Genomic DNA, 20,622 nt, shown 5'->3' with positions numbered 1-20,622 from the left:
TCGGCAAGTCTGCTGCCGTCACCTTCTCCTGGGCGAAGCTGGTTCAATCAGGTGATGTTCACTCATGCCTGACGCTGTGATGCCGCTCCCAACACGCCCGCACCAAAAGTTCCCAGATCACCTGAAGCACTTCCAACCTCATGGTCCGGGTTGGAAGCTCGCAGCACTCCTAATTTGTCGGCTGCATGTGATCTTGCCAGCCGCTGCAGGATTCATTAGCGTGTGCGGAATCCTATGGTGGGCTCGCTAAACCATCCCCTTGGAAACATCTGATCAAGTCGTAAATTGACTTGATGACCAGAATGCGTGTTGTGCCGCTGCGGATAACGTCTAAGCGTCGGTACGTACGCTTGCCTGAGCTGATCCGGTCGCAGATGACTGCTATTAGCTTTAGCTCAGACATAGCTTTCAGGCGTCGAAACTTCCGCAATCAGTCTGACGCGGAAATTCCGGAATCGGCCTTGAACGAGCAGCCCTAGCGGCAGTTTGTCTACCTCAACACCGCCGCGGCTCACCTCCAAGAGGAATGGCTCCGGCACAGAGAGGTTTGGCTTCAATCTGCACTCTATTTTTAACACTCTGTTAGGAGCGGGGCACGGCAGAATCAAATCTAGTTTTGAGATTTAACACTCTGCAATCGAGATCCGCTGCACGAATGGGCGCCAACCCCAATAAATGCGTCGATATTTTTTAACACTCTGTTAGGAGCCACTAGGTTTAAGCCGCCGGCCCCGGGCGCCCTCAGCCGATGGTCGCGATCGCCACACCCGCCGCCACGTAGGCCCCCGCCGCGGCCGACATCGCGATGCGCCCCGCGCGATGCGCCACGACCTGCATCTCCATCTTCATCGCTTCCATCACGGCGATGACGGTGCCTTGCGCGACCTCCTCGCCATCGGCGACCTTCCATCCCTGCAGGGTGCCCGAGACCGGCGCGGGCACGGCGGCTGCATCCACCACCGGCGCCGCAGCCGAAGGCACAGCACCCGCAGCGCCAACAGCGGCCGACGACAACCCACGCAGCAACTCAGGCGGCAAACCCAGCGACATGCGGCGCCCGCCCACCTCGATGGCCGTGCGGTGCAGCGTGGTGTCCGACATGGGCTCGGGCCGCTCGGCCGCGATCTCGGTGTTCGCAAAATCGGTTTCGATCCAGCGCGTGTGCACCTTGAAGGCGTCTTCCGAAACGAAGTCCGGGTGCGCCATGGCCGCGCGGTGAAACGGCAGCACCGTCGCCAGGCCCTCGATGCGGAATTCCTTGAGCGCACGGCGCGCCCGCGCAATCGCCTGCGCACGCGTGGCGCCGGTCACGATCAGCTTGGCCATCAGCGAATCGAAAGTGCCCGGCACGGTCGAGCCGGCCACCACGCCCGTGTCGACGCGAACGCCAGGACCCGAGGGCGCGTCGAAAACCTTGACCGGCCCCGGCGAAGGCAAAAAGCCACGGCCCACGTCTTCGGCGTTGATGCGGAACTCGAAGGAATGGCCGCGCGGCGCCGGCGTCTGCGTGATCGACAACGGCAGGCCGTCGGCAATGCGCAGCTGCTCGATCACGAGGTCGATGCCGGTGGTTTCCTCGGTCACCGGATGCTCGACCTGCAGCCGCGTGTTGACTTCGAGGAACGAGATCGCACCGCTCGCGCTGAGCATGAACTCGACCGTGCCCGCACCGGTGTAGCCAGCCTCCGCGCAGATGTCGCGCGCCGACTGGTGGATGCGCTCGCGCTGCGCATCGCTGAGGAAGGGCGCGGGCGCCTCTTCCACCAGCTTCTGGTTGCGCCGCTGCAGCGAGCAGTCGCGCGTGCCGAGCACCACCACGTTGCCGTGCGTGTCGGCGATGACCTGCGCCTCGACATGGCGCGGCCGGTCGAGAAACTGCTCGACATAGCATTCGCCGCGACCGAAGGCGGTCACGGCCTCGCGCACGGCCGACTCGTACAGCCCCGCCACTTCGTCCATGCGCCACGCGACCTTGATGCCGCGGCCACCACCGCCGAATGCGGCCTTGATGGCCACCGGCAGGCCGTGCTTCTCTGCGAAGGCGAGCACCTCGCTCGCGTCCTTCACCGGATCGGCGGTACCGGCCACCAGCGGCGCGCCGACCTGCATCGCGAGCTTGCGCGCCTGCACCTTGTCGCCCAGGCGGGCGATGGCGGACGGCGACGGGCCGATCCAGACCAGGCCGGCATCGATGACCGCCTGCGCGAAGGCCGCGCTTTCGGAGAGAAAGCCGTAGCCGGGGTGCACCGCGTCGGCGCCGCTGCGCTTGGCGACCGCGAGCAGCTTGCCGATGTTCAGGTAGGTGTCGGCGGGGCGGTTGCCGTCCAGGCCGTAGGCCTCGTCGGCCATGCGCGCGTGCAGCGCATCCAGATCGGCGTCGGCGTAGACGGCGACCGATGGCACGCCGTAGTCGGCACAGGCACGCGCGATGCGCACGGCGATTTCGCCACGGTTGGCGATCAGGACTTTTTTCATCGGAAGACTCTCGATCTCAAGGTTCGACGGGGTCGAGGCCGCAGCCCTGGCCCGCAATGGGTTGGAAGCGGACGCGCGCGTTCACGGGGATCTGCCCCGCCCGGTCCAGGTGGTGGGTGGCGACGGAGGCGATCACGGGGTAGCCACCGGTCAGCGGGTGATCGGCCAGGAACAGCACGGGCTGGCCGCTCGGCGGCACCTGGATCGAGCCCCGGGCCGTGCCCTCGCTGGGCAGCTCGGACGCATTCGCGCGCACCAGTGCCTGCTCGCCCGCCAGCCGGATGCCCACGCGGTTCGACTGCGGCGTGACCAGCCACGGCTGGCCGCACAGGCGCTCGACCGCATCGGCCGTGAACCAGTCGGTACGCGGGCCGAGCACGATGTCGAGCACGACCTCTTCGTGCACGGTGGGCAGGTCGACCGGCGCTGCTTCAGGTGCACCGACGACGGCGCCGGATGCGACCGCGCGCACCGGCAGCACGTCGCCCGTGGCCAACGCGGGCGGGCCGATGCGGGCCAGCGTGTCGGTGGCGCAACTGCCGAGCACGGGCGCAATGGCGAAGCCGCCCCGCACCGCCAGGTAGCTGCGGATGCCGGCGCTGGGCTCGCCCAGCGTCACGACATCGCCATCGGCCAATGCGACGGGCTGGTGGTGCGGCAACGGCCACTGCGCGCCATCGGCGCGGGTCAGCGTGAGCGGCCCGTCGGCGCCGGTGATGGCGATCACGGCCTCGCCACGGCAGGCGAACTGGAAGCCGCCGTAGGCGATCTCGACGCAGGCCGTGTCGGACGCATTGCCGACCAGCCGATTCGCCGCCTGCAGCGCCTGCTGGTCCATCGCGCCGGAGGCGGACACGCCCTGCTTCGCCTGTCCGTGGCGGCCACGGTCCTGCCACAGCGCCTGCAGCCCGGTGGCGCGCACTTCGAAGGCACAGCCACCTTCGGCAACGGCGGGCACGGGCGCCACCGCGGCTTGCTGAACCACAGGCAACGACACCTGCGACGCCGTGACATCCACGAAGCGCACCGTATCGCCGGGCTGCAGCAGCGCCGGCGTTTCACGCGCCAGGTCCCACATCGGCGCCTCGGTCACACCGATGATCTGCCAGCCGCCCGGGCTGGCCTGCGGGTACACGCCGCTGAAGCTGCCCGCGAGCCCGACCGCGCCCGCGGGAATGCGGGTGCGCGGCACCGCGCGCCGCGGCACGTTCAGGCTGGGGTGGCCACCGGCGAGGTAAGCGAAGCCGGGCGCAAAGCCGGTGAAGGCGACGGTGTAGTCGCTGCCCGTGTGGCGGCGCACCACTTCGTCGGGCGTGATGCCGAGCAGGCCGGCCACTTCGACCAGGTCCTCGCCCGTGTAGCGCACGGGAATCTCGATGCGCTTGTCGACGCGCGTCTCGCGGGCGTCCAGGCTGCGCTGCCCGATCTCGCGTGCGAGCGCCGCTGCCGAAATCGCGGCGGGCCGAAAGCTGACGAGGATGGTGCGCGCGGCGGGCACCAGTTCTTCGACGCCCGCGATGGGCTCGGCGCGCAGCGACGCCAGCAGCGCGAGCGTCTGGGCCAGGTCGTCGAGTTCGACCAGCACCGCATTCAGGTTGACCGGCAGGAAGCGCATCGTCATGCGGCGGCCGCTTCCGTGGATGCAACGAAGGGCTGGATCGTCACGCCGGCCGCCTCGAGCCGCTCGCGCACCCGGCGCGCCATCTCGACCGCGCCCGGGCTGTCGCCATGCACGCAGACCGAATCGGCCTGGATGCGCACCACGCTGCCGTCGATGGCGGTGACCACGCCCTCGCTGGCCAGCCGCAGCATGCGCTCGGCCACGTCCTGCGCGTCGTGCAGCACGGCGCCGGGTTCGCGGCGCGACACCAGCGTGCCCTGCGGCGTGTAGGCGCGGTCGGCAAAAGCCTCGGCCACCGCGCGCAGGCCCTGCGCCTCGGCCCAGCCCAGCAGCGGCGAACCCGCCAGCGCCACGAGGCACAGGTTGGGATCGATCTCGCGGATGGCCGCGATGACGTCGCGCGCCTGGCGCTCGTCGTGCGCGATGGTGTTGTAGAGCGCGCCGTGCGGCTTCACGTAGCGCACGGTGGTGCCGGCCGCCGCGGCCAGGCCCTTCAGCGCGCCGATCTGGTAGATCACGTCGGCGCGCAGGTCGGCGCTGTCCACGTCCATGTTGCGGCGACCGAAACCCACCAGGTCGCGGTAGGCCACGTGGGCGCCGACCGCGACGCCGCGCTCCTTCGCCTGGCGCAGCGTGCGCAGGATGCCCGCGGGGTCGCCCGCATGGAAGCCGCAGGCCACGTTGGCGCTGCTCACGATACCCAGCATGGCGGCGTCGTCGCCCATGCGCCAGACCCCCAGGCTTTCGCCGAGGTCGCTGTTCAAGTCGATGTTCATCGTTGGTCTCCGGCGTGCGGCGCACGCCCTGGGGTCAATGCAGGCGGCCTGCGGTCTCGCGCACGTCATGGCGCACCGTGAGCGCGGTGCGGATCGCCACGCGCATCGCGTCCACCTGCGTGGACAGCGCCATGCTCGCCACGCCCGGCTTGGACGCCGCCTGCTCGGGCAGGTAGGGCACGTGGATGAAGCCGCCGCGCGCGTGCGCCAGCGCCGGACGCGTCGCGAGCCGATGCATCAGCGCGTAGAAGATGTGGTTGCACACGAAAGTGCCGGCACTGTTCGACACGGCCGCGGGCAGGCCCGCCGCGCGCATGTCGCGCACCATGGCCTTGATCGGCAGCGTCGTGAAGTAGGCCGCCGGGCCGTCCTTGACCACGGGAAGATCGATGGGCTGCTGTCCGACGTTGTCGGGGATGCGCGCGTCGTCGATGTTCAGCGCGGCGCGTTCCATCGAAATTTCAGTGCGCCCGCCCGCCGCGCCGAGGCACAGCACCAGCTGCGGAGGCGGGCCTGTCAACGCGGCGTCGAGCGTGTCGATGGCGCGGCCGAACACGCAGGGCAACTGCAGCGCCTGCACAGTGGCGCCTTCGCAGGTCCAGCCGTCGAGCGCGCGCGCGATTTCCCAGGCGGGGTTGACGGGATCGTTCTCGAAGGGCTCGAAGCCCGCGACCAGCACGCGCGGGGCCGAACCGTCTGTCGTCTTGCGCAGGTCCATCAGCGGAACATCAGGAAGTACAGCAGGAAGATGTTGACCACCAGCAGGGCTGCCGCGGTCGGTATCTGCACCTTGATCACCGCGTTCTTGTCGGGCAGCTCCAGCAGCGCCGCAGGCACGATGTTGAAGTTGGCCGCCATCGGCGTCATGAGCGTGCCGCAGTAGCCCGAGAACATGCCGATGGCCGCCATCACGGCCGGGTCGCCGTGGTACACGCCCACCAGCACCGGCACGCCGACGCCGCCCGTCATCACCGGGAAGGCCGCGAAGCCGTTGCCCATGATGATGGTGAACAGCGCCATGCCCAGCACGTAGACCACCACCGCCACGAAGCGGATGTCCATGTTGATGTAGCTGGTGGTGATGTACGCCACCGCCTTGCCCACGCCGGCGTCGGAGAACACCAGGCCCAGCATGCCCAGCATCTGCGGCAGCACCACGGCCCAGCCGAGCGCGTCGGTCAGGCGGCGCGATTCGCGCATGCCCTGCACCGGGGTTTCGCGCGTCAGCCAGCAGGCCAGCGCCAGCGCCACCACGCAGCCCACGCCCAGGCTCACCAGCGTGGTGTTCTTGGGGTCGAGCAGGAAGGCGTCGCCGATCTTGACCTTGCTCATCAGCACGGTGCCGATGACGGTGACCAGCGGGATCGCCAGCGCGGGCATGAACAGCTTGTTGCCCAGGCGCGTGGCGCTGGCCTGGTATTGCTCGGGCGTGGGCTCGCGGTGCTTGCCCGCGCCCACGCCGCGCATGCCGGCAATGACGGCCATGGCGATGGCGCCGACGCCGACCCATGCGGGCGGCAGCTTGTCGCCGATCAGGAAGACCAGCGAATAGAGGCCCCAGAACAGCGCGCTCGTGTAGCGCTTGGGGTGCTTGGTGTCGGTCAGCGTCATGATCGCCGTGATGGCGAGGATGAGGCCGACCAGGATGTACAGGTGCTGGATCGACAGGATCATGATCAGCGTCCTTCGTTGGCGGGCACGGCGGCCGAGGGTGCGGTGGCGGCGTCACCGCCCAGCTCGCGGGCCAGCGCCTGGTCCAGCCGGCGCAGGCGCCACGAGTGGATGACGAAGGCGGCGATGGCGGTCGGAATGCCCCACATCGCGATGTGCAGCGGCTCGACGTCGATGCCGGCCTCGTGCAGGAAGGTGGTCATCAGCACGATGGCGCCGAAGGCCACGAAGATGTCTTCGCCGAAGAACAGGCCCACGTTGTCGGTGGCCGCCGCGTAGGCGCGCAGCTTGTGGCGGATGCGGTCGGGCAGCTTGCCGTAGCGGGTCTCGGTGGCGCCTTCGGCCATCGGCGCGAGCAGCGGACGCACCATCTGCGGATGGCCGCCCAGGCTGGTCAAACCCATGGCCGCGGTGAGTTCGCGCGCGGCGAGGTAGACGATCAGCAGGCGGCCGGCGGTGGCCGACTTGATGCGGCTGATCCAGTTCTGCGCGTGCTGGCGCAGGCCGTGCCGCTCCAGCAGCCCGATCACCGCCAGCGGCAGAAGAATGATCAGCGGCAGGTTGCGCGTCTTGATGAAGCCGGTGCCGATGGCCGTCAGCACCGCCATCGGGCCGAAGCCGGCGGCGACCGCCGTCACGATGGCCGTGACGATCACCACCAGCATCGGATTGAAGCGCAGGATGAACCCCGCAATGATCACGGCCACGCCGATCAGCGGCCACAGAGGGATGTCAGGAGTCATGTTGGTCTTTCGTTTGGATTCGGAAACCACCCTGCGCGGGGCGCGCCGGCGAAGCTATTGATGCAAACCCCGTGCCAATGAATGAGCAATTCAATTCCAATGAATCACTCATTTCAAACAAGTTGTTGAACAATTTACGGTAGTGTGCCCAACAACGGTGCCCGGACGCCCCCATGGAAACCCTGAAAAAAGCATCCTTTGGTGCACATGCCGGCGCCCCGCCGCGCGCGGCTTGGCGCCGCGGAAATCTGTTAGAAAGCAGGCTCGCCGCGCCCTGTGGGACGGTGTCGCCCAGTCGGCATGGCCGGTGAGCGCGCGGCATCCACGCTCCCTTTCCACCCCCTCCCGGCATGAACCGACTGGTCTCTCCCACTTCCCCTGCCGCGCCGGCCGCCGGCGCGCTGACACTCAACGACCGGGTGGCCGAGCTCATCCGCCAGAAGATCGTCAAGGGCGAGTTTTCGCCGGGGCAGCGGCTGTCGGAGGCCGCGCTGGCCGACAGCCTGGAGATTTCGCGCAACACCCTGCGCGAGGTGTTCCGCACGCTGACCAAGGAAGGGCTGCTCAAGCACGCGCCCAACCGCGGCGTGTTCGTGGCGGTGCCGAGCATCGCGTCGATCATCGACATCTACCGCGTGCGGCGCCTCATCGAATGCCAGGCGCTGGCGCAGGCCTACCCGCGCCACCCCGCCAAGAAGCACATGCGCGACGCGGTCGAAATGGCGCACCGGTGCCGCGAAGCGGGCGACTGGCTGGGCGTGGGCACGGCCAACATGGAGTTCCACATGGCCATCGTGGAACTGGCCGACAGCGAACGGCTGAACACCCTGTTCGCGCACATCCTGGTCGAGCTGCGGCTGGCCTTCGGCCTGCTGAAAGACCCGGAGTTCCTGCACGCGCCCTACGTGGACATGAACACCAAGCTGCTCGAGCTCATCGAGGCCGGCAAGTTCGCCGAAGGCTCGGTGGCGCTGAACGACTACCTGATCCACTCCGAGCGGATCGTGCTCGCGGTCTACGCCCGCCAGATGCCCGAAGGCGGCATCGACGGCTGACTGTGCGCGCTAGCGGGCCCCGGCCGCGGCGCCCAGTTCCAGCTTCATGCCTTCGTGCGTGGCCTCGAAGCCCAGGCGCTCGTAGAAGCGGTGCGCGTCGGTGCGGCGCTTGTCGGTGGTGAGCTGCACGAGGTGGCAGCCCGCCGCGCGGGCACGCTCGATGGCGTGGACGAACATGCGCTCGCCGATGTCCTGCCCGCGATGGGTGGACGCCACCCGCACGCCCTCGATCTGCGCCCGCAGCGCGCCCTGCCGCGCCAGCCCCGGAATGACGATGAGCTGCAGGCAGCCCACGACCTGCGACCCCACCACCGCGACCAGCACCTCGTTGCCGGCCTGCGCCTGCATCTGCCGCCAGGCGCTTTCGTAGACCGAGAGATCGCCGGGGCGCTCGCGCGACGCGCCGAGCACGTCGTCGGCCAGCATGGCGGCGATGGCGGGCAGGTCCGCCCGCACGGCGGTGCGGATGTTCAGGGGTGGGTTCGTTGTCATTGCGTGCCTCGGGTGAACTGAAATAATGACCGACCCTGCCACGCCACGCCGACGGATACGTGCCATGACCCTGTCTGCCTACCTGCTCTTCCTGCCCGCCTGCTTCGCCATCAACATGGCGTTCGGCCCCAACAACCTGCTGTCGGTGACCAACGGCGCAAAGCATGGCGTGTCGCCTGCCGTGCTCGCGGCCGGCGGGCGCCTGCTGGCCTTCGCGATCATGATCGCCATCGCGGGCCTGGGCATGGGCGCGGTGCTGGTGGCGTCGGAGATGGCCTTCGACATCATCAAGTACATCGGCGCCGCGTACCTCGTGTGGATCGGCATCCGCCTGCTGCGCGCCCCGGCCCCCACGGCCGAGGTGCAGGCGCGCGATGCGTCCGCGCCGCCTTCGCTGCGCGCGCTGGCGCGCCAGGAGTTCACCGTGGCGGCGGGCAACCCGAAGGCCATCCTGGTGTTCACCGCCTTCTTTCCGCAGTTCGTGGTGCCTGGCGCTTACGCATCGAGCTACATGCTGCTGGGCCTGACCTTCCTGGTGTTCGAGCTGGTTGCCATTGCGCTCTATGCGCTGCTCGGTGCGCGCATGCGCCGCATGGCCAACGGCAGCCGCGCCATGCGCTGGTTCAACCGCGTCAGCGGCAGCATGATGGTCGGCTTCGGGCTGATCCTGGCTTTCACGCGCCGCCCGGCAGGCTGACGACCGTCCTCAGGCCTTGAGGTACTCGGCCTTGGTGCCGAGCCAGCGGTCGATGTGGCGCTGGGCCAGGTCGGGGTGCTTCTTGAGCATCACGGGCGCCAGTTCGCGTGCCCAGTCGAGCAGCAGCGTGTCGGTCGTCAGGTCGGCAAAGCGCAGCAGTGGCGCACCCGACTGGCGGGCGCCGAGAAACTCGCCGGGCCCGCGAATCTCCAGGTCGCGCCGCGCAATCTCGAAGCCGTCGCCGGTCTCGGCCATGGCCTTGAGGCGCGCGCGTGCCGCCTCGCCCACGCGCCCGCTGTCGCCCGGCGCATAGAGCAGCACGCAGGCCGAGGCCGCCGCGCCACGGCCCACGCGACCGCGCAACTGGTGCAACTGCGACAGGCCGAAGCGCTCGGCGTGCTCGATCACCATCAGCGAGGCGTTGGGCACGTCGACCCCCACTTCGATCACCGTGGTGCTCACCAGCACCTGGATTTCATTCGCGGTAAAGGCCGCCATCACCGCCTGCTTCTCGGCCGTGGGCATGCGCGAATGCAGCAGGTCGACGTGGATGGCTTCGCCCAGCGTGTCGGCCAGTTCGTCGCGCGTCTCGGTGGCGTTGCGCAGATCGACCGCCTCGCTTTCCTCGATCAGCGGACAGACCCAGTAGACCTGCCGGCCTTGCGAGATCTGCGCCTGGATGCGGTCGATCACCTCGTCGCGCCGATGGTCGGCCACCAGCTTGGTGACGATGGGCGTGCGGCCCGGCGGCAGCTCGTCGAGCGTGGACACGTCGAGGTCGGCGTAGTAGCTCATCGCCAGCGTGCGCGGGATGGGCGTGGCGCTCATCATCAGCAGGTGTGGTTCGAGGTGCCCGCCGGCCTTGCCTCGAAGCGCCAGGCGCTGCGCGACACCGAAGCGATGCTGCTCGTCGATGATCGCCAGCGCGAGATTCTTGAAGCGCACCTTCTCGGAGATGACCGCGTGCGTGCCGATGACCAGCGCGGCCTCGCCGCTTTCGACGGCGGCCGACATCGCATCGCGCTCTTTCTTCTTCTGGCTGCCGGTGAGCCACGCCACGCGCAGGCCACGCGCGGCCAGCAGCGGATCGAGCCAGCCGACCAGCTTGCCGAAATGCTGGGCCGCGAGGATTTCGGTCGGCGCCATCAGCGCGCACTGGAAGCCCGCGTCGATGGCGCGTGCTGCCGCCAGCGCGGCCACCACCGTCTTGCCCGAGCCCACGTCGCCTTGCAGCAAACGGTGCATCGGGATCTCGCGGCCGAGGTCCCGCGTGATCTCTTCGCCCACGCGTTGCTGCGCGCCGGTCAAGCCGAAGGGCAGCACCGCGAGCAACTGCGCATGCAGCGAACTCGCCACCGGCTCGGCGGATGCAGGCAACACCGGCGCGCGCTGTGCCGCGCGTTCCAGTCGGGCCTGCAGCTGCGAGAGCTGCTGCGCCAGCAGCTCTTCGGCCTTGATGCGCTGCCACGCCGGATGGCTATGGTCTTCGAGCGTGGCCATCGCCACGTCGGGCGTGGGGTAGTGCAGGAAGGTGAGCGAGGCGCGCAGGTCCCACGCGCCGCGCAGGCCGATCTGCACAGGGATCGTTTCGTCGAGCACGGCGCGCGCCAGGCCCGAGCGCACTTCGCGCCGCAGCACCGGTTGCGCCAGGCCGGCAACGGTCGAGTAGACCGGCGTGAGCGCGTTGGGCAGCGCAGTGCCGGCCGCCTTCACCGTGGGATGCATGATCTGCCGCCCCACGAAGCCGCCGCGCATCTCGCCGCGCACGCGCACCCGCGCGCCGACCGCCAATTGCTTTTGCTGCGACGGATAGAAGTTGAAGAAGCGCAGCTGGCAGGTGTCGCTGCCGTCGTCGATGGTCGCGATGAGCTGGCGGCGCGGGCGGTACACCACCTCGCATTCGGTGACCACGCCCTCGACCTGCGCCATGTCGCCGTCGCGCGTGTCGGCCAGCCGCACGATGCGCGTCTCGTCCTCATAGCGCATCGGCAGGTAGAGCGCGAAGTCGATGTCGCGCACCAGGCCGAGCTTGCGCAATGCGCGCTGCACCAGGCTCAGGCCGGTGCCAGGTGGTTGCGGCGGCGGCGTTGCAGCAGGCGTTGCGGGGGCTGCGCCTGCTGCAGAGGGGGACGGGGCTTTCTTGGGCGGCACTGGCAGGGTTTCTAGCGCGGGCGGCAAAGGTCCGTCAAGGCGCTGCGCGCATCGGGGAACGCGAAGCGGAACCCGGTCTGCAGCAGACGCGCGGGCACCACGCGCTGCCCTTCGAGCAGCAGGTCGGCCTGCTCGCCCAGCAGCAGCTTGACCGGCGCAGCGGGCGTCGGCATCCAGCAGGGGCGGTGCATCACGCTGGCGGCCACGCGGGTGAATTCTTCCTGCGTGAGCGCACCGGGCGCGGTGAAGTTGAAGACCTGCGCGGCCGCACCGTCGCCGGCCTGTTCGGTCAGCGTCCACACGTGCGCCATTGCGCGGATCACGTCATGCACATGCACCCACGACAGCCACTGCCGCCCGCTGCCCAGGCGCCCGCCCATGCCGAGCGCCACGGGCAGCAGCAGTTGCGGCAGCGACCCCTGGTGGCCCAGCACGAAGCCGAAGCGCATGCAGGCCACGTGCACGCCGTGCGCCACGGCGCCACGGGCCGCCTGCTCCCAGCCCTGGCACAGCGTCGACATGAAGATGTCCTGCGGCGGCGCGTCTTCGGCCAGCTCGGCGGTGTCGCCCTGCGGCTGCACGCCGTAGTAGCCGATGGCCGAGCCCGACAGCAGCAGCCATGGCTTGCGCGGTCGGGTGGCGATCCATGCGACCAGCGTGTTCGTCAGGCCCGCGCGGCTTTGCATCAACTGGCGCTGGCGCCGCTCGCTCCAGCGCTGGCCGAGGATGCGCGCACCGGCCAGGTTGATGACCACATCGACATCGTCCGTCGCCGGGATCTGTTCGAGCGCCTGCACGCAGCGCACCGCGCCGCCGAAGCCCCAGGCGGCCGAGCGCGCATCGCGCGTCCACACCGTGACCGCATGGCCGTCGGCCACAAGATGGCGCACCAGGAGCTGGCCGATGAAGCCGGTGCCGCCCGTCACCAGCACGCGCTGCGGCTTGCCGCCGAAGCGCACCGGCGCGTCGACCGCGCGCTGTTCTTCCTGCGCAGTGCGGCGGAACAGCGCACGCGCCGCCAGCCCGTCTCGCAACCCCGAGATGCCCACGCCCACGCCGCACAGCGCAAGGAAAGCACCGAGCCAGCCTTGCGGCTGCCACACCAGCGCCGTCGGCTGCGCGGCCCAGTCCACCGCGTTCATGGCGAGCAGCGCGATGAACGCGCCGGCATTGATGGCCAGCACCGTGTGCGTGACGCGCTCGGTGGGCGGCAACAGGCGGCTGCCGTCTTCCACCACGAAGTCCCACAGCGTGAGCACGATCTCGACGCCGAACACCGCGAGCAGCACCCAGGCCCACACGCCATGCCAGGCCCACGACGACAGCCCGATGAACATGGCGCAGTAGATCGACGAGCGCACCGCATGGATGGACAGCTCGCGCCGCGCGGTGTTGCGCTGCGCCAGCGCCTCGGTGCCTTCGTGGTGATAGAGCGTGTCGAACGCGCCCATCAGCCCCTGCGCGGCCATGAGCTGCAGCGCCAGCAGGTGAGTGTCGATCGTCATGCGGCCACCGCCTTCGGCTCGGCGACTTCCTCGAACACGCCGACCTGGGTGAAGGTGGTGCCCATCAGCCAGTGCCGGATCTCGATGCGGATGTTGAAGCGCTCCGGCGTCTCGTTGTGGTGCCAAAGAAAAGTCTTGCCGGGCGTGAACAGGCCGGGCAGCGGAATGCGCCAGCCCAGCACGTCCCAGAAATAGCCGTCGCTCTGAAAGTGCAGGTTGCCGCTGGGTTCCACGCTCAGCACCAGCTTCATGCCCAGGCCCATGCCCACGTACTCCAGCACCTCGCCGCGCTCGCTCTCGCGCATGAAACTGGTGAACTGGATCGGCTTGCGGCCATGCAGGCGGTAGATGCGCTGCTTGTAGATGGCCGGGTCCTGCGGCTTGGCATAGACCTGGATCTCCACCGGAAAGTTGGCGTCGCTGTAGGGAATGAGCGCGCCCTGGATCATCGGCTGCGTCAGGTGCCCCAGCAGCTTGCCGAAGCGCGAGCAGCGCAGCTCGCTGAGCGCGCCGAGGTAATGCAGCGCCTTGCCCGGCAGCGGGTTCTTGTCGAAGCGCCGGCGGATGTCGGGGTGCAGGCCCTGCCACTTGCTCCCCAGGATCTTCTTGAAGAGCTCGCCTTCGGAGGGGCCGGGCTGGGGTGCGATGCGCGCGGCATGTGAATCAGGCATCCGTCGATTCTGCCTTGGCAACACGGCCCCGATACCCCCGTGTCGATGCCCTGTTTTCCGGCCATGGGACAATCCCGCCCGCTTCCGGTTTTCTCTGTCCCTTTCCCCACGCCTCCTTGGCACGGGCCCGTCCGGCCCTCAAGCACCATGCGCGCCTTCACGCTTTCCGATTTCGATTTCGTCCTGCCACCCGAGCTGGTGGCACAACACCCGGCCACCGAACGCACATCCTCCCGTCTGCTCGACGGCACAGGCGACGCCCCGGTCGACCGCATCTTCAAGAACCTGCCTTCGCTGCTGCGCGCGGGCGACCTGCTGGTCTTCAACGACACGCGCGTGGTCAAGGCGCGCCTGTTCGGCGAGAAGCCGACCGGCGGCAAGCTCGAGCTGCTGGTCGAGCGCGTGCTGCAGGGCCAGGAGGTGGTCGCGCACATGAAGGTGAGCAAGAAGCCGCCGGTGGGCACCACGCTGCAGATGGTCGGCGGCTTTCGCGCCACGCTGCTGGGCCGCTGGCCCGAGGAAGACGGCGCGCTGTTCCGCTTTGGCTTCGAGAGCGACGCCGGCGAAGACCCGTACGCGCTGATGTCCCGCTGCGGCCACGTGCCGCTGCCGCCCTACATCACGCACACCGACTCGGCCGACGACGAGAGCCGCTACCAGACGGTGTTCGCGCGCGTGCCCGGCGCCGTGGCCGCACCGACCGCCGCACTGCATTTCGACGAAGGCCTGCTGGCCGAACTCGAAGCGCGCGGCGTGCAGCGTGCCAGCGTCACGCTGCACGTGGGCGCCGGCACCTTCCAGCCGGTGAAGACCGAGAACATTTCAGAGCACACGATGCACGCCGAGCGTTATGAAGTGCCCGAAGCCACGCAGCGCGCGATTGCCGAATGCAAGGCGCGCGGCGGCCGCGTGGTCGCGGTCGGCACGACCACCGTGCGCACGCTCGAGTCGTGGGCCAAGAGCGGCGAGGCCACGGGCGACACGCGCATCTTCATCACGCCGGGCTTTGTGTTCGAGCACGTCGACCTGCTGGTGACCAACTTCCATTTGCCCAAGAGCACGCTGATGATGCTGGTCTCGGCCTTCGCGGGCTACGAGCGCGTGATGGCGCTGTATGCCCACGCCATCGCCCATCAATACCGCTTCTTCAGCTACGGCGACGCCATGCTGCTCGCACGGACCAAGGACTGAACGACATGCTGAACTTCGACCTCCTCAAGACCGACCCCGACAGCCACGCGCGCCGCGGCACGCTCACGCTCAACCACGGCAAGGTGCAGACACCGATCTTCATGCCCGTGGGCACCTACGGCACCGTCAAGGGCGTGATGCCGCGCAGCCTCGAAGAGATGGGCGCGCAGATCATCCTGGGCAACACTTTCCACCTGTGGATGCGCCCGGGTCTCGACGTGATGGCCAGCTTCGGCGGGCTGCACCAGTTCGAGAAGTGGGACAAGCCCATCCTCACCGACTCGGGCGGCTTCCAGGTGTGGTCGCTGGGCGCAATGCGCAAGATCAGCGAAGAGGGCGTGAAGTTCGCGTCGCCCGTCAACGGCGACAAGCTGTTCCTCACGCCCGAGGTGTCGATGCAGATCCAGACGGTGCTCAACAGCGACATCGTGATGCAGTTCGACGAGTGCACGCCCTACGACACCAACGGCCACATCACGACCGAGGCCGAGGCACGCAGCTCGATGGAACTGAGCCTGCGCTGGGCCAAGCGCTGCCAGAGCGAATTCGCGCGGCTCGAAAACCCGAACGCGCTGTTCGGCATCGTGCAGGGCGGCATGTTCGAGAATCTGCGCGAAGAGTCGCTGGCCGCGCTGGTCGACATGGACTTCCCCGGCTACGCCATCGGCGGCGTGAGCGTGGGCGAGCCGAAAGAAGAGATGCTGCACATCATGGGTCACACGCCGCACCGGCTGCCCGCGAACAAGCCGCGCTACCTGATGGGCGTGGGCACGCCCGAAGACCTGGTGCAGGGCGTGGCCGACGGCGTGGACATGTTCGACTGCGTGATGCCCACGCGCAATGCGCGCAACGGCACGATGTTCACGCGCTTCGGCGACCTGAAGATGCGCAACGCGCGCCACAAGACCGACCCGCAGCCGGTGGACCCGAGCTGCACCTGCCACGCCTGCGCGGGCACCTCGGGCGTGAGCTGGAACGACGGCGGGCGCGAAGGCTTCAGCCGCGCCTACCTGCACCACCTGGACCGCTGCGGCGAAATGCTCGGGCCGATGCTGTGCACCATCCACAACCTGCACTACTACCTGAACCTGATGCGCGAGATCCGCGAGTCGCTCGATGCGGGCACGTTCACGGAATTCCGTGCGCGCTTCAAGGCCGAGCGCGCGCGCGGCGTCTAGGGCTTTGCGGCGGCGCCCGGCGGCTTGACCGGCAGCGGGGTCGCATAGGGTTCGAGGCGCAGCAGCTCGTTCTTGAAGATCACGACCTGCTTGAGCGGCGCCTGCACCAGCGCCCCACCCGCGTCGTGCTGCGACGCGTACTGCCAGAGCGTGAGCTGCCCCTTTTCGGCCAGCATCGCGGCCAAGCGCTGCACGGGCGGCGTCGTGCCCGCGCCGAGCTGGGCCGACTCGATGCCCACGACAATGTCGTCGCGCGGCGAAACCGCCTTGAAGAGCAGTACCGGCGCCGATGCCTGCGCGCGCACCCGCCGCGCCACGAAGGCGGCGGGGAGAAACAGGAGGCCGAAGGTGGCGCGGCGGCGGAAGGGGTCCATGACGACGTAGCGTAGCCCTGCCGGGCCCGCCTGCCCACAGGCCGGAAGCCATACGCCGGTCGGCGGGCCCATTCACGCCGGAAGCAGATATCCGGTACGCTCGCCGACTGTCTTTGTCGCTGTTGTCTTCATCCTCATGACCAACGCTTCTCCCTCCACGGCCTACACCGCCCGCTACCCTTCCCTGGCGGGTCGCACCGTCTTCATTTCCGGCGGGGCCAGCGGCATCGGCGAGGCGCTGGTGCGGGCCTTCCACGCGCAGGGCGCGAAGGTCGGCTTTTGCGATCTCGACACCGCCGCCGGCACGGCGCTCGCGGCCCAGTTGCAGGGCGAGCACCCAGCGCTGTTCCTGGCATGCGACGTGACCGACACGCAGGCACTGGCCGCCGCCATCGCCGCGGTGCGCGCGCGCTTCGGGCCCATCGGCGTGCTGCTGAACAACGCCGCCAACGACCGACGCCACGAGATGGCCGACGTCACGAGCGAAGACTTCGACCGCCTCGTGGCCGTCAACTTCAAGCACCAGTTCTTTGCGGCGCAGGCCGTGGCCGACGACATGCGCGCGCTGGGCGGCGGCTCGATCGTCAACTTCGGCTCGATCAGCTGGATGATCAAGGGCCGGGGCTATCCGGTCTACCAGGCCTGCAAGGCGGCGGCGCGCGGCCTCACGCGTTCGCTGGCGCGCGACCTGGGCAAGCAGAACATCCGCGTCAATTCGGTGGTGCCGGGCTGGGTGATGACCGAGCGGCAGATCAAGCTGTGGGTGAAGCCCGAATCGGGCGCCGAGATCGATGCGGCCCAGTGCCTGCCGGGCCGGGTGATGGCCGAGGACATCGCGGCGATGGCGCTGTTCCTGGCCGCCGACGATTCGCGCATGTGCACCGCGCAGGACTACGTGGTGGACGCGGGCTGGACCTGAAAGTCTTCGCCTTCCTTTCCCTTCTTCGTCGCTTCTTCGAGGCAGGAAACAAGAAAGAGGCGGAAAGCAAAAAAGCCCGGCATGGCCGGGCTTTTTTGTTGGCGCGGTCCGGAGACCGGATCAGTCGCGCAGTTCGGCTGGCAGCGTGCCGCCATTGGCGGCGATGCGGCTCATCACCTGCTTGTGCAGGCCGATGTTCCATTCGGCCGAACCCGGCTCGCCGTCGCTGAAGAGAATTTCGCCGGCCAGTTCCTTGCGCGCGGCAAGGCTGCTGTCCAGGCCCAGCAACTTGAGCAGGTCGACGATCGAGGTGCGCCAGTTCAGATCGGCGGCACCAGGCATCGCGTCCAGGATGGCAGGCACGTCGCCCAGTGGGATCGAGGGCGGCGGTGCCGCAACGGCCGGTGCGCCCGATGCGTCCGGTACAGCCGCCGGCGGTGCGGCGACGACTTCAGCGGCGTTGGCCGACGGAAAAATCTTGGAAAAAATCTTGCCGAAAAAGCTCATGGAAGGAGGTCCTCGTCGTGTGTGGTGGGGGCCGGGCGCCGCATGAAAGTGAACGCCGGCTGCGTGCGAAATGCAGCGCAGGCCAAGGTTCTAACACTTTGCGGCGACAGCTTCATCAAAGATGGCCACACAGCGTGCGAAATACCCCGCTTGCACTAGAGAGATGCGAGAGATACGGTGCCTCCGCGCCCCCTCAGGCCGGCGCCGTGGCGCCACCGGGCTCCGCCGCATGCGCCGAGGTGCCGCAGGCATGGCAGAACTTCGAGAACGCGCTCTTTCGCGTCTCGCACTGGCCGCAGTGGTCGAACAGGCCGATGCCGCAGTGCGGGCAGAAGTCGATCTCGTCGTTCTTCAGATCCACCGGCCGCTCGCAGCCGGGGCACACGCTCTTGCCGAGCCGCGCCAGCGCGACGTCGTAGCTCAGTTCCTCGCGGCGCACCTGGTCGGGCTGCTGCTCGGCCAGCTTCTGGCGCGCCAGGTAGGCATTGAGCGCAACGATGGCATAGCGCCCCACCAGCACCGTGAGCACGATGCCCACCACGTAGCGCACATAGCCGCCGTAGCTCGGCAGGTAGGGCACCAGCTCGACGAAGAAGGCGAACAGCGCGAAGAAGATGAAGCCCCACACGAAAGGCCAGTAGGTGCTCTTGCGCTTCTTCGCGAACAGCCAGCCCGCCACCACCAGCAACGGCAGCGTGAGCGCAAGGCGATAGAGGAACACGCGCAGCTCCACGCGGCGGTATTCGGCATCGAGCTTGACCTGCGCGTCGCGCTCCAGCACCGACATGGCTTCGCGCGCACGCTGCTCCGCCTGACGCGCGTCCAGCACGATCTGGCGCTGCGCGTTGACCTGGCGCTGCACCTCGTCTTCCTTCTGCTTGAACGCATCGAGCGCCTTGGTGCGCGCGACCAGCTCCGTGTCCTGGTCGGGCTGCGCGGTGGCGCGGCGGGTGGCGATCCAGTTGCCGAAGGTCTCGCGCGCATTGGCGCTGGCCTGCTGCGCGGCATTGAGCTGCAGCTGGATCTGGTCGAGGTCGCGCGAGGCCTGCAACTCGGCCGCCTCCGAGGCCTTGATCGTGTCGCGCAGCGGCGCGGCTGCGGGCTTGTCGATGAAGTCCTCGAGCTGGCGCATGCGTTCGACCTGCGGCAGGTCATTCACGACCGTGCTGCCGAGCCCGATGAGAAAGCTCGCGAACACCAGCGCCACGAGCCAGAGGCCGCGGCGGAACCATTTTTCGGAAAGGCGCAGGGATTTGCTCATTTCATTTCTTCCTTGTTTTTCATTGCAGCCTGAGCTGTACCGGTGCCGCGCCCAACCCCGCGCGCGGCAGCCATGCGAACACCGAATCGACCGTCACCGTCTCGATGCGGTCCGAGAAGCGCTTGTCGTTCGGATGGTCGTCGAAGGCGATGTTGGCCGAAGTCACGCGCCCGCCCAGGCGGGTCAGCGGGCCGAGCTTGAGCGTGGTCGGCTCGTAGCCCTTGAACTGCATCCAGGCCTGCGCCTGCGCGCGGTTGCCGATGGTGGCGGGCTCCATGGCCGCGGCCAGGGTCTCGACGGCCCACTGGTTCGACTGCTGGTACTTCTGGCCCCAGGCGTAGCTCACGAGGCTGTAGGGCGCGACGTTCATGCGCGTGATGCGCGCGGGCGACTCGCCGAGCGCGGCCATCAGCTGCGCCTGCACCTGCGGCGTGGGCACGACCCAGGCGGCCTCGTAGCGCCACAGGTCGTCGAGGAAGAACTCGCCGAGCCCCTGCCGGTAGACCGAGGCCACCGCCGTGCCGCATTCGTTGAGCTTGTGCACCACGCGCCACGGGCCTTCATCGGTCTTGTAGGCGATGCCCAGGTGCGAATAGCGCAGGCCGTACTTGCTCAGGTCCTGCCCGGCACGCGCCAGGATCACCACGCGGGCGCCGCTGGCGTCGAGCGCCTGCGAGGTGCGCTCGGCCAGTTCCATGCCCTTGACGATCAGCGCGGGCGTCGGCTTGACCTGCTCGCACGAACGGCCGGCCTGGGCCTGCAGCGGCAAGGCCAGCGCGAGCGCCAGCAGCGCGGGAACGACGGCGGCGAGTTTCACGACAGCCTCTCGTTGTGGAGCAGGGCGCGGCCAACGGCGTTGGGCACGAAGGCCAGCACCTCGCCGGCGGCCGACAGCACGACACCGGTGCCGATCACGCTGACCAGCACGCTGGTGCCCACGGCCTTGGACACGCCATCGGCGGCACGGCCGGCCGCCTTGATGCTGGCGCGGGCACCGTCGGAGGCGCGTTCGAGCACGTACACCGTGCCATCGGCCGAGGCTTCGACCGCCATCACCGTGAGCGTCGAGCCGCCCACCGACAGCGCCGCAGGCACCTCGACCACGGCGTTGGCCGAAGCCCCGACCGCCGAGGCGCCGACCAGCACCGAGGCCACGGGCATCAGCGACAGCGCGGTGGAGGCATCGCTCTGCGCCCGCGCCTGCAAGGGCAGCGTGGCGCCCGCGAAGACGGCGCAGGCGGCCAGCACGGCCACGGCCATCGACTTGCGGAATTTCCAGGACCGCGAATCGCGGTGAATGGAAACGGTCGAGGAGGAGAAGGTTTGCATGAAGGC

At 68.5% G+C, this 20,622-nt stretch carries 20 protein-coding genes; 5 read left to right on the top strand and 15 right to left on the bottom strand.

What is annotated here, in order from left to right; translation table 11 throughout:
* Nucleotides 1–741 precede the first annotated feature (741 nt).
* Genes BLQ28_RS19555 through BLQ28_RS19530 form a run of 6 tightly spaced genes read right to left on the bottom strand, consistent with a single transcriptional unit; the run spans nucleotide 742 to nucleotide 7,286 of the window.
* Nucleotides 742–2,475: an acetyl/propionyl/methylcrotonyl-CoA carboxylase subunit alpha gene (locus BLQ28_RS19555; RefSeq protein ID WP_093242840.1), complete on the bottom strand. Its 1,734-nt coding sequence runs from the start codon at nucleotides 2,473–2,475 to the stop codon at nucleotides 742–744.
* Between the two features lie 16 nt (nucleotides 2,476–2,491).
* On the bottom strand, nucleotides 2,492–4,090 hold the full coding sequence (locus BLQ28_RS19550; protein WP_093243446.1) for a 5-oxoprolinase subunit B/C family protein: 1,599 nt from the start codon (nucleotides 4,088–4,090) through the stop codon (nucleotides 2,492–2,494).
* A 2-nt stretch (nucleotides 4,091–4,092) separates the two neighbouring features.
* Complete coding sequence (locus BLQ28_RS19545) at nucleotides 4,093–4,872, bottom strand: LamB/YcsF family protein (RefSeq protein WP_093242838.1); 780 nt, start codon at nucleotides 4,870–4,872, stop codon at nucleotides 4,093–4,095.
* Between the two features lie 34 nt (nucleotides 4,873–4,906).
* Nucleotides 4,907–5,590 (bottom strand): pyroglutamyl-peptidase I, encoded by a 684-nt coding sequence (gene pcp, locus BLQ28_RS19540; RefSeq protein ID WP_093242836.1) that lies wholly within the window; start codon nucleotides 5,588–5,590, stop codon nucleotides 4,907–4,909.
* Nucleotides 5,590–6,546: a DUF979 domain-containing protein gene (locus BLQ28_RS19535; protein ID WP_093242833.1), complete on the bottom strand. Its 957-nt coding sequence runs from the start codon at nucleotides 6,544–6,546 to the stop codon at nucleotides 5,590–5,592. The genes pcp and BLQ28_RS19535 overlap by 1 nt, the downstream gene beginning before the upstream one ends.
* A gap of 2 nt (nucleotides 6,547–6,548) precedes the next feature.
* On the bottom strand, nucleotides 6,549–7,286 hold the full coding sequence (locus BLQ28_RS19530) for a DUF969 domain-containing protein (protein ID WP_093242831.1): 738 nt from the start codon (nucleotides 7,284–7,286) through the stop codon (nucleotides 6,549–6,551).
* Between the two features lie 350 nt (nucleotides 7,287–7,636).
* Between BLQ28_RS19530 and BLQ28_RS19525 the strand changes: the two genes are divergently transcribed.
* The gene (locus tag BLQ28_RS19525; protein WP_256327369.1) at nucleotides 7,637–8,341 is read left to right on the top strand and encodes a GntR family transcriptional regulator; all 705 of its coding nucleotides are present in this window, start codon (nucleotides 7,637–7,639) and stop codon (nucleotides 8,339–8,341) included.
* 9 nt (nucleotides 8,342–8,350) lie between these two features.
* Here the strand turns inward: BLQ28_RS19525 and BLQ28_RS19520 are convergent, their stop codons facing one another.
* Nucleotides 8,351–8,833: a GNAT family N-acetyltransferase gene (locus BLQ28_RS19520; protein ID WP_093242829.1), complete on the bottom strand. Its 483-nt coding sequence runs from the start codon at nucleotides 8,831–8,833 to the stop codon at nucleotides 8,351–8,353.
* 64 nt (nucleotides 8,834–8,897) lie between these two features.
* On the opposite strand from BLQ28_RS19520, the gene BLQ28_RS19515 reads away from it, so the two are divergent.
* Nucleotides 8,898–9,530, top strand: coding sequence for a LysE family translocator (locus BLQ28_RS19515; RefSeq protein ID WP_093242826.1), 633 nt, complete (start codon nucleotides 8,898–8,900; stop codon nucleotides 9,528–9,530).
* Nucleotides 9,531–9,539: 9 nt separating this feature from the next.
* Here BLQ28_RS19515 and recG read toward each other — a convergent pair whose 3' ends face one another.
* The 3 genes from recG to BLQ28_RS19500 are packed head-to-tail and all read right to left on the bottom strand — an operon-like array spanning nucleotide 9,540 to nucleotide 13,857.
* Entirely contained in the window at nucleotides 9,540–11,681 is a 2,142-nt protein-coding gene (gene recG, locus BLQ28_RS19510; RefSeq protein WP_256327368.1) for an ATP-dependent DNA helicase RecG, read from the bottom strand.
* 11 nt (nucleotides 11,682–11,692) lie between these two features.
* Nucleotides 11,693–13,186, bottom strand: coding sequence for a TIGR01777 family oxidoreductase (locus BLQ28_RS19505; protein ID WP_093242822.1), 1,494 nt, complete (start codon nucleotides 13,184–13,186; stop codon nucleotides 11,693–11,695).
* Nucleotides 13,183–13,857, bottom strand: coding sequence for a DUF4166 domain-containing protein (locus BLQ28_RS19500; protein WP_093242820.1), 675 nt, complete (start codon nucleotides 13,855–13,857; stop codon nucleotides 13,183–13,185). The genes BLQ28_RS19505 and BLQ28_RS19500 overlap by 4 nt, the downstream gene beginning before the upstream one ends.
* Before the next feature lie 147 nt (nucleotides 13,858–14,004).
* On the opposite strand from BLQ28_RS19500, the gene queA reads away from it, so the two are divergent.
* Both queA and tgt read left to right on the top strand, forming a co-directional pair.
* Nucleotides 14,005–15,048, top strand: coding sequence for a tRNA preQ1(34) S-adenosylmethionine ribosyltransferase-isomerase QueA (gene queA, locus BLQ28_RS19495; protein WP_093242818.1), 1,044 nt, complete (start codon nucleotides 14,005–14,007; stop codon nucleotides 15,046–15,048).
* Nucleotides 15,049–15,053: 5 nt separating this feature from the next.
* Nucleotides 15,054–16,226, top strand: coding sequence for a tRNA guanosine(34) transglycosylase Tgt (gene tgt / locus BLQ28_RS19490; RefSeq protein WP_093242816.1), 1,173 nt, complete (start codon nucleotides 15,054–15,056; stop codon nucleotides 16,224–16,226).
* Here tgt and BLQ28_RS19485 read toward each other — a convergent pair.
* Entirely contained in the window at nucleotides 16,223–16,600 is a 378-nt protein-coding gene (locus BLQ28_RS19485) for a hypothetical protein (protein ID WP_093242814.1), read from the bottom strand. The genes tgt and BLQ28_RS19485 overlap by 4 nt on opposite strands.
* 136 nt (nucleotides 16,601–16,736) lie before the next feature.
* On the opposite strand from BLQ28_RS19485, the gene BLQ28_RS19480 reads away from it, so the two are divergent.
* A complete protein-coding gene (locus tag BLQ28_RS19480) occupies nucleotides 16,737–17,519 on the top strand; it encodes an SDR family NAD(P)-dependent oxidoreductase (RefSeq protein ID WP_093242812.1) in 783 nt (260 codons plus the stop codon).
* Nucleotides 17,520–17,639: 120 nt separating this feature from the next.
* On the opposite strand, the gene BLQ28_RS19475 is transcribed toward BLQ28_RS19480, so the two are convergent.
* The 4 genes from BLQ28_RS19475 to BLQ28_RS19460 all read right to left on the bottom strand — a co-directional run bounded on the left by BLQ28_RS19475 (nucleotide 17,640) and on the right by BLQ28_RS19460 (nucleotide 20,616).
* A complete protein-coding gene (locus tag BLQ28_RS19475; RefSeq protein ID WP_093242810.1) occupies nucleotides 17,640–18,026 on the bottom strand; it encodes a DUF3597 domain-containing protein in 387 nt (128 codons plus the stop codon).
* Nucleotides 18,027–18,219: 193 nt separating this feature from the next.
* Complete coding sequence (locus tag BLQ28_RS19470; protein WP_093242808.1) at nucleotides 18,220–19,287, bottom strand: zinc ribbon domain-containing protein; 1,068 nt, start codon at nucleotides 19,285–19,287, stop codon at nucleotides 18,220–18,222.
* A 19-nt stretch (nucleotides 19,288–19,306) separates the two neighbouring features.
* Nucleotides 19,307–20,104, bottom strand: a complete 798-nt coding sequence (locus tag BLQ28_RS19465) for a DUF2145 domain-containing protein (RefSeq protein WP_093242806.1) — start codon at nucleotides 20,102–20,104, stop codon at nucleotides 19,307–19,309.
* Nucleotides 20,101–20,616, bottom strand: a complete 516-nt coding sequence (locus BLQ28_RS19460; RefSeq protein ID WP_093243444.1) for a hypothetical protein — start codon at nucleotides 20,614–20,616, stop codon at nucleotides 20,101–20,103. Before BLQ28_RS19460 ends, BLQ28_RS19465 begins: the two co-directional genes overlap by 4 nt.
* Nucleotides 20,617–20,622: the final 6 nt, after the last annotated feature.

This window comes from Variovorax sp. EL159, assembly GCF_900100965.1.
GTDB lineage: Bacteria > Pseudomonadota > Gammaproteobacteria > Burkholderiales > Burkholderiaceae_C > Variovorax.
Note: the sequence above shows the minus strand (reverse complement) of the source record. Positions and strands in the feature narration are given on the sequence as shown.

Excerpts from the sequence above, each read along its gene's own strand:
- BLQ28_RS19555 (WP_093242840.1), bottom strand. The coding sequence starts at position 2,475 with ATGAAAAAAGTCCTGATCGCCAACCGTGGCGAAATCGCCGTGCGCATC.
- BLQ28_RS19550 (WP_093243446.1), bottom strand. The coding sequence starts at position 4,090 with ATGCGCTTCCTGCCGGTCAACCTGAATGCGGTGCTGGTCGAACTCGAC.
- BLQ28_RS19545 (WP_093242838.1), bottom strand. The coding sequence starts at position 4,872 with ATGAACATCGACTTGAACAGCGACCTCGGCGAAAGCCTGGGGGTCTGG.
- pcp (WP_093242836.1), bottom strand. The coding sequence starts at position 5,590 with ATGGACCTGCGCAAGACGACAGACGGTTCGGCCCCGCGCGTGCTGGTC.
- BLQ28_RS19535 (WP_093242833.1), bottom strand. The coding sequence starts at position 6,546 with ATGATCCTGTCGATCCAGCACCTGTACATCCTGGTCGGCCTCATCCTC.
- BLQ28_RS19530 (WP_093242831.1), bottom strand. The coding sequence starts at position 7,286 with ATGACTCCTGACATCCCTCTGTGGCCGCTGATCGGCGTGGCCGTGATC.
- BLQ28_RS19525 (WP_256327369.1), top strand. The coding sequence starts at position 7,637 with ATGAACCGACTGGTCTCTCCCACTTCCCCTGCCGCGCCGGCCGCCGGC.
- BLQ28_RS19520 (WP_093242829.1), bottom strand. The coding sequence starts at position 8,833 with ATGACAACGAACCCACCCCTGAACATCCGCACCGCCGTGCGGGCGGAC.
- BLQ28_RS19515 (WP_093242826.1), top strand. The coding sequence starts at position 8,898 with ATGACCCTGTCTGCCTACCTGCTCTTCCTGCCCGCCTGCTTCGCCATC.
- BLQ28_RS19505 (WP_093242822.1), bottom strand. The coding sequence starts at position 13,186 with ATGACGATCGACACTCACCTGCTGGCGCTGCAGCTCATGGCCGCGCAG.
- BLQ28_RS19500 (WP_093242820.1), bottom strand. The coding sequence starts at position 13,857 with ATGCCTGATTCACATGCCGCGCGCATCGCACCCCAGCCCGGCCCCTCC.
- queA (WP_093242818.1), top strand. The coding sequence starts at position 14,005 with ATGCGCGCCTTCACGCTTTCCGATTTCGATTTCGTCCTGCCACCCGAG.
- tgt (WP_093242816.1), top strand. The coding sequence starts at position 15,054 with ATGCTGAACTTCGACCTCCTCAAGACCGACCCCGACAGCCACGCGCGC.
- BLQ28_RS19485 (WP_093242814.1), bottom strand. The coding sequence starts at position 16,600 with ATGGACCCCTTCCGCCGCCGCGCCACCTTCGGCCTCCTGTTTCTCCCC.
- BLQ28_RS19480 (WP_093242812.1), top strand. The coding sequence starts at position 16,737 with ATGACCAACGCTTCTCCCTCCACGGCCTACACCGCCCGCTACCCTTCC.
- BLQ28_RS19475 (WP_093242810.1), bottom strand. The coding sequence starts at position 18,026 with ATGAGCTTTTTCGGCAAGATTTTTTCCAAGATTTTTCCGTCGGCCAAC.
- BLQ28_RS19470 (WP_093242808.1), bottom strand. The coding sequence starts at position 19,287 with ATGAGCAAATCCCTGCGCCTTTCCGAAAAATGGTTCCGCCGCGGCCTC.
- BLQ28_RS19460 (WP_093243444.1), bottom strand. The coding sequence starts at position 20,616 with ATGCAAACCTTCTCCTCCTCGACCGTTTCCATTCACCGCGATTCGCGG.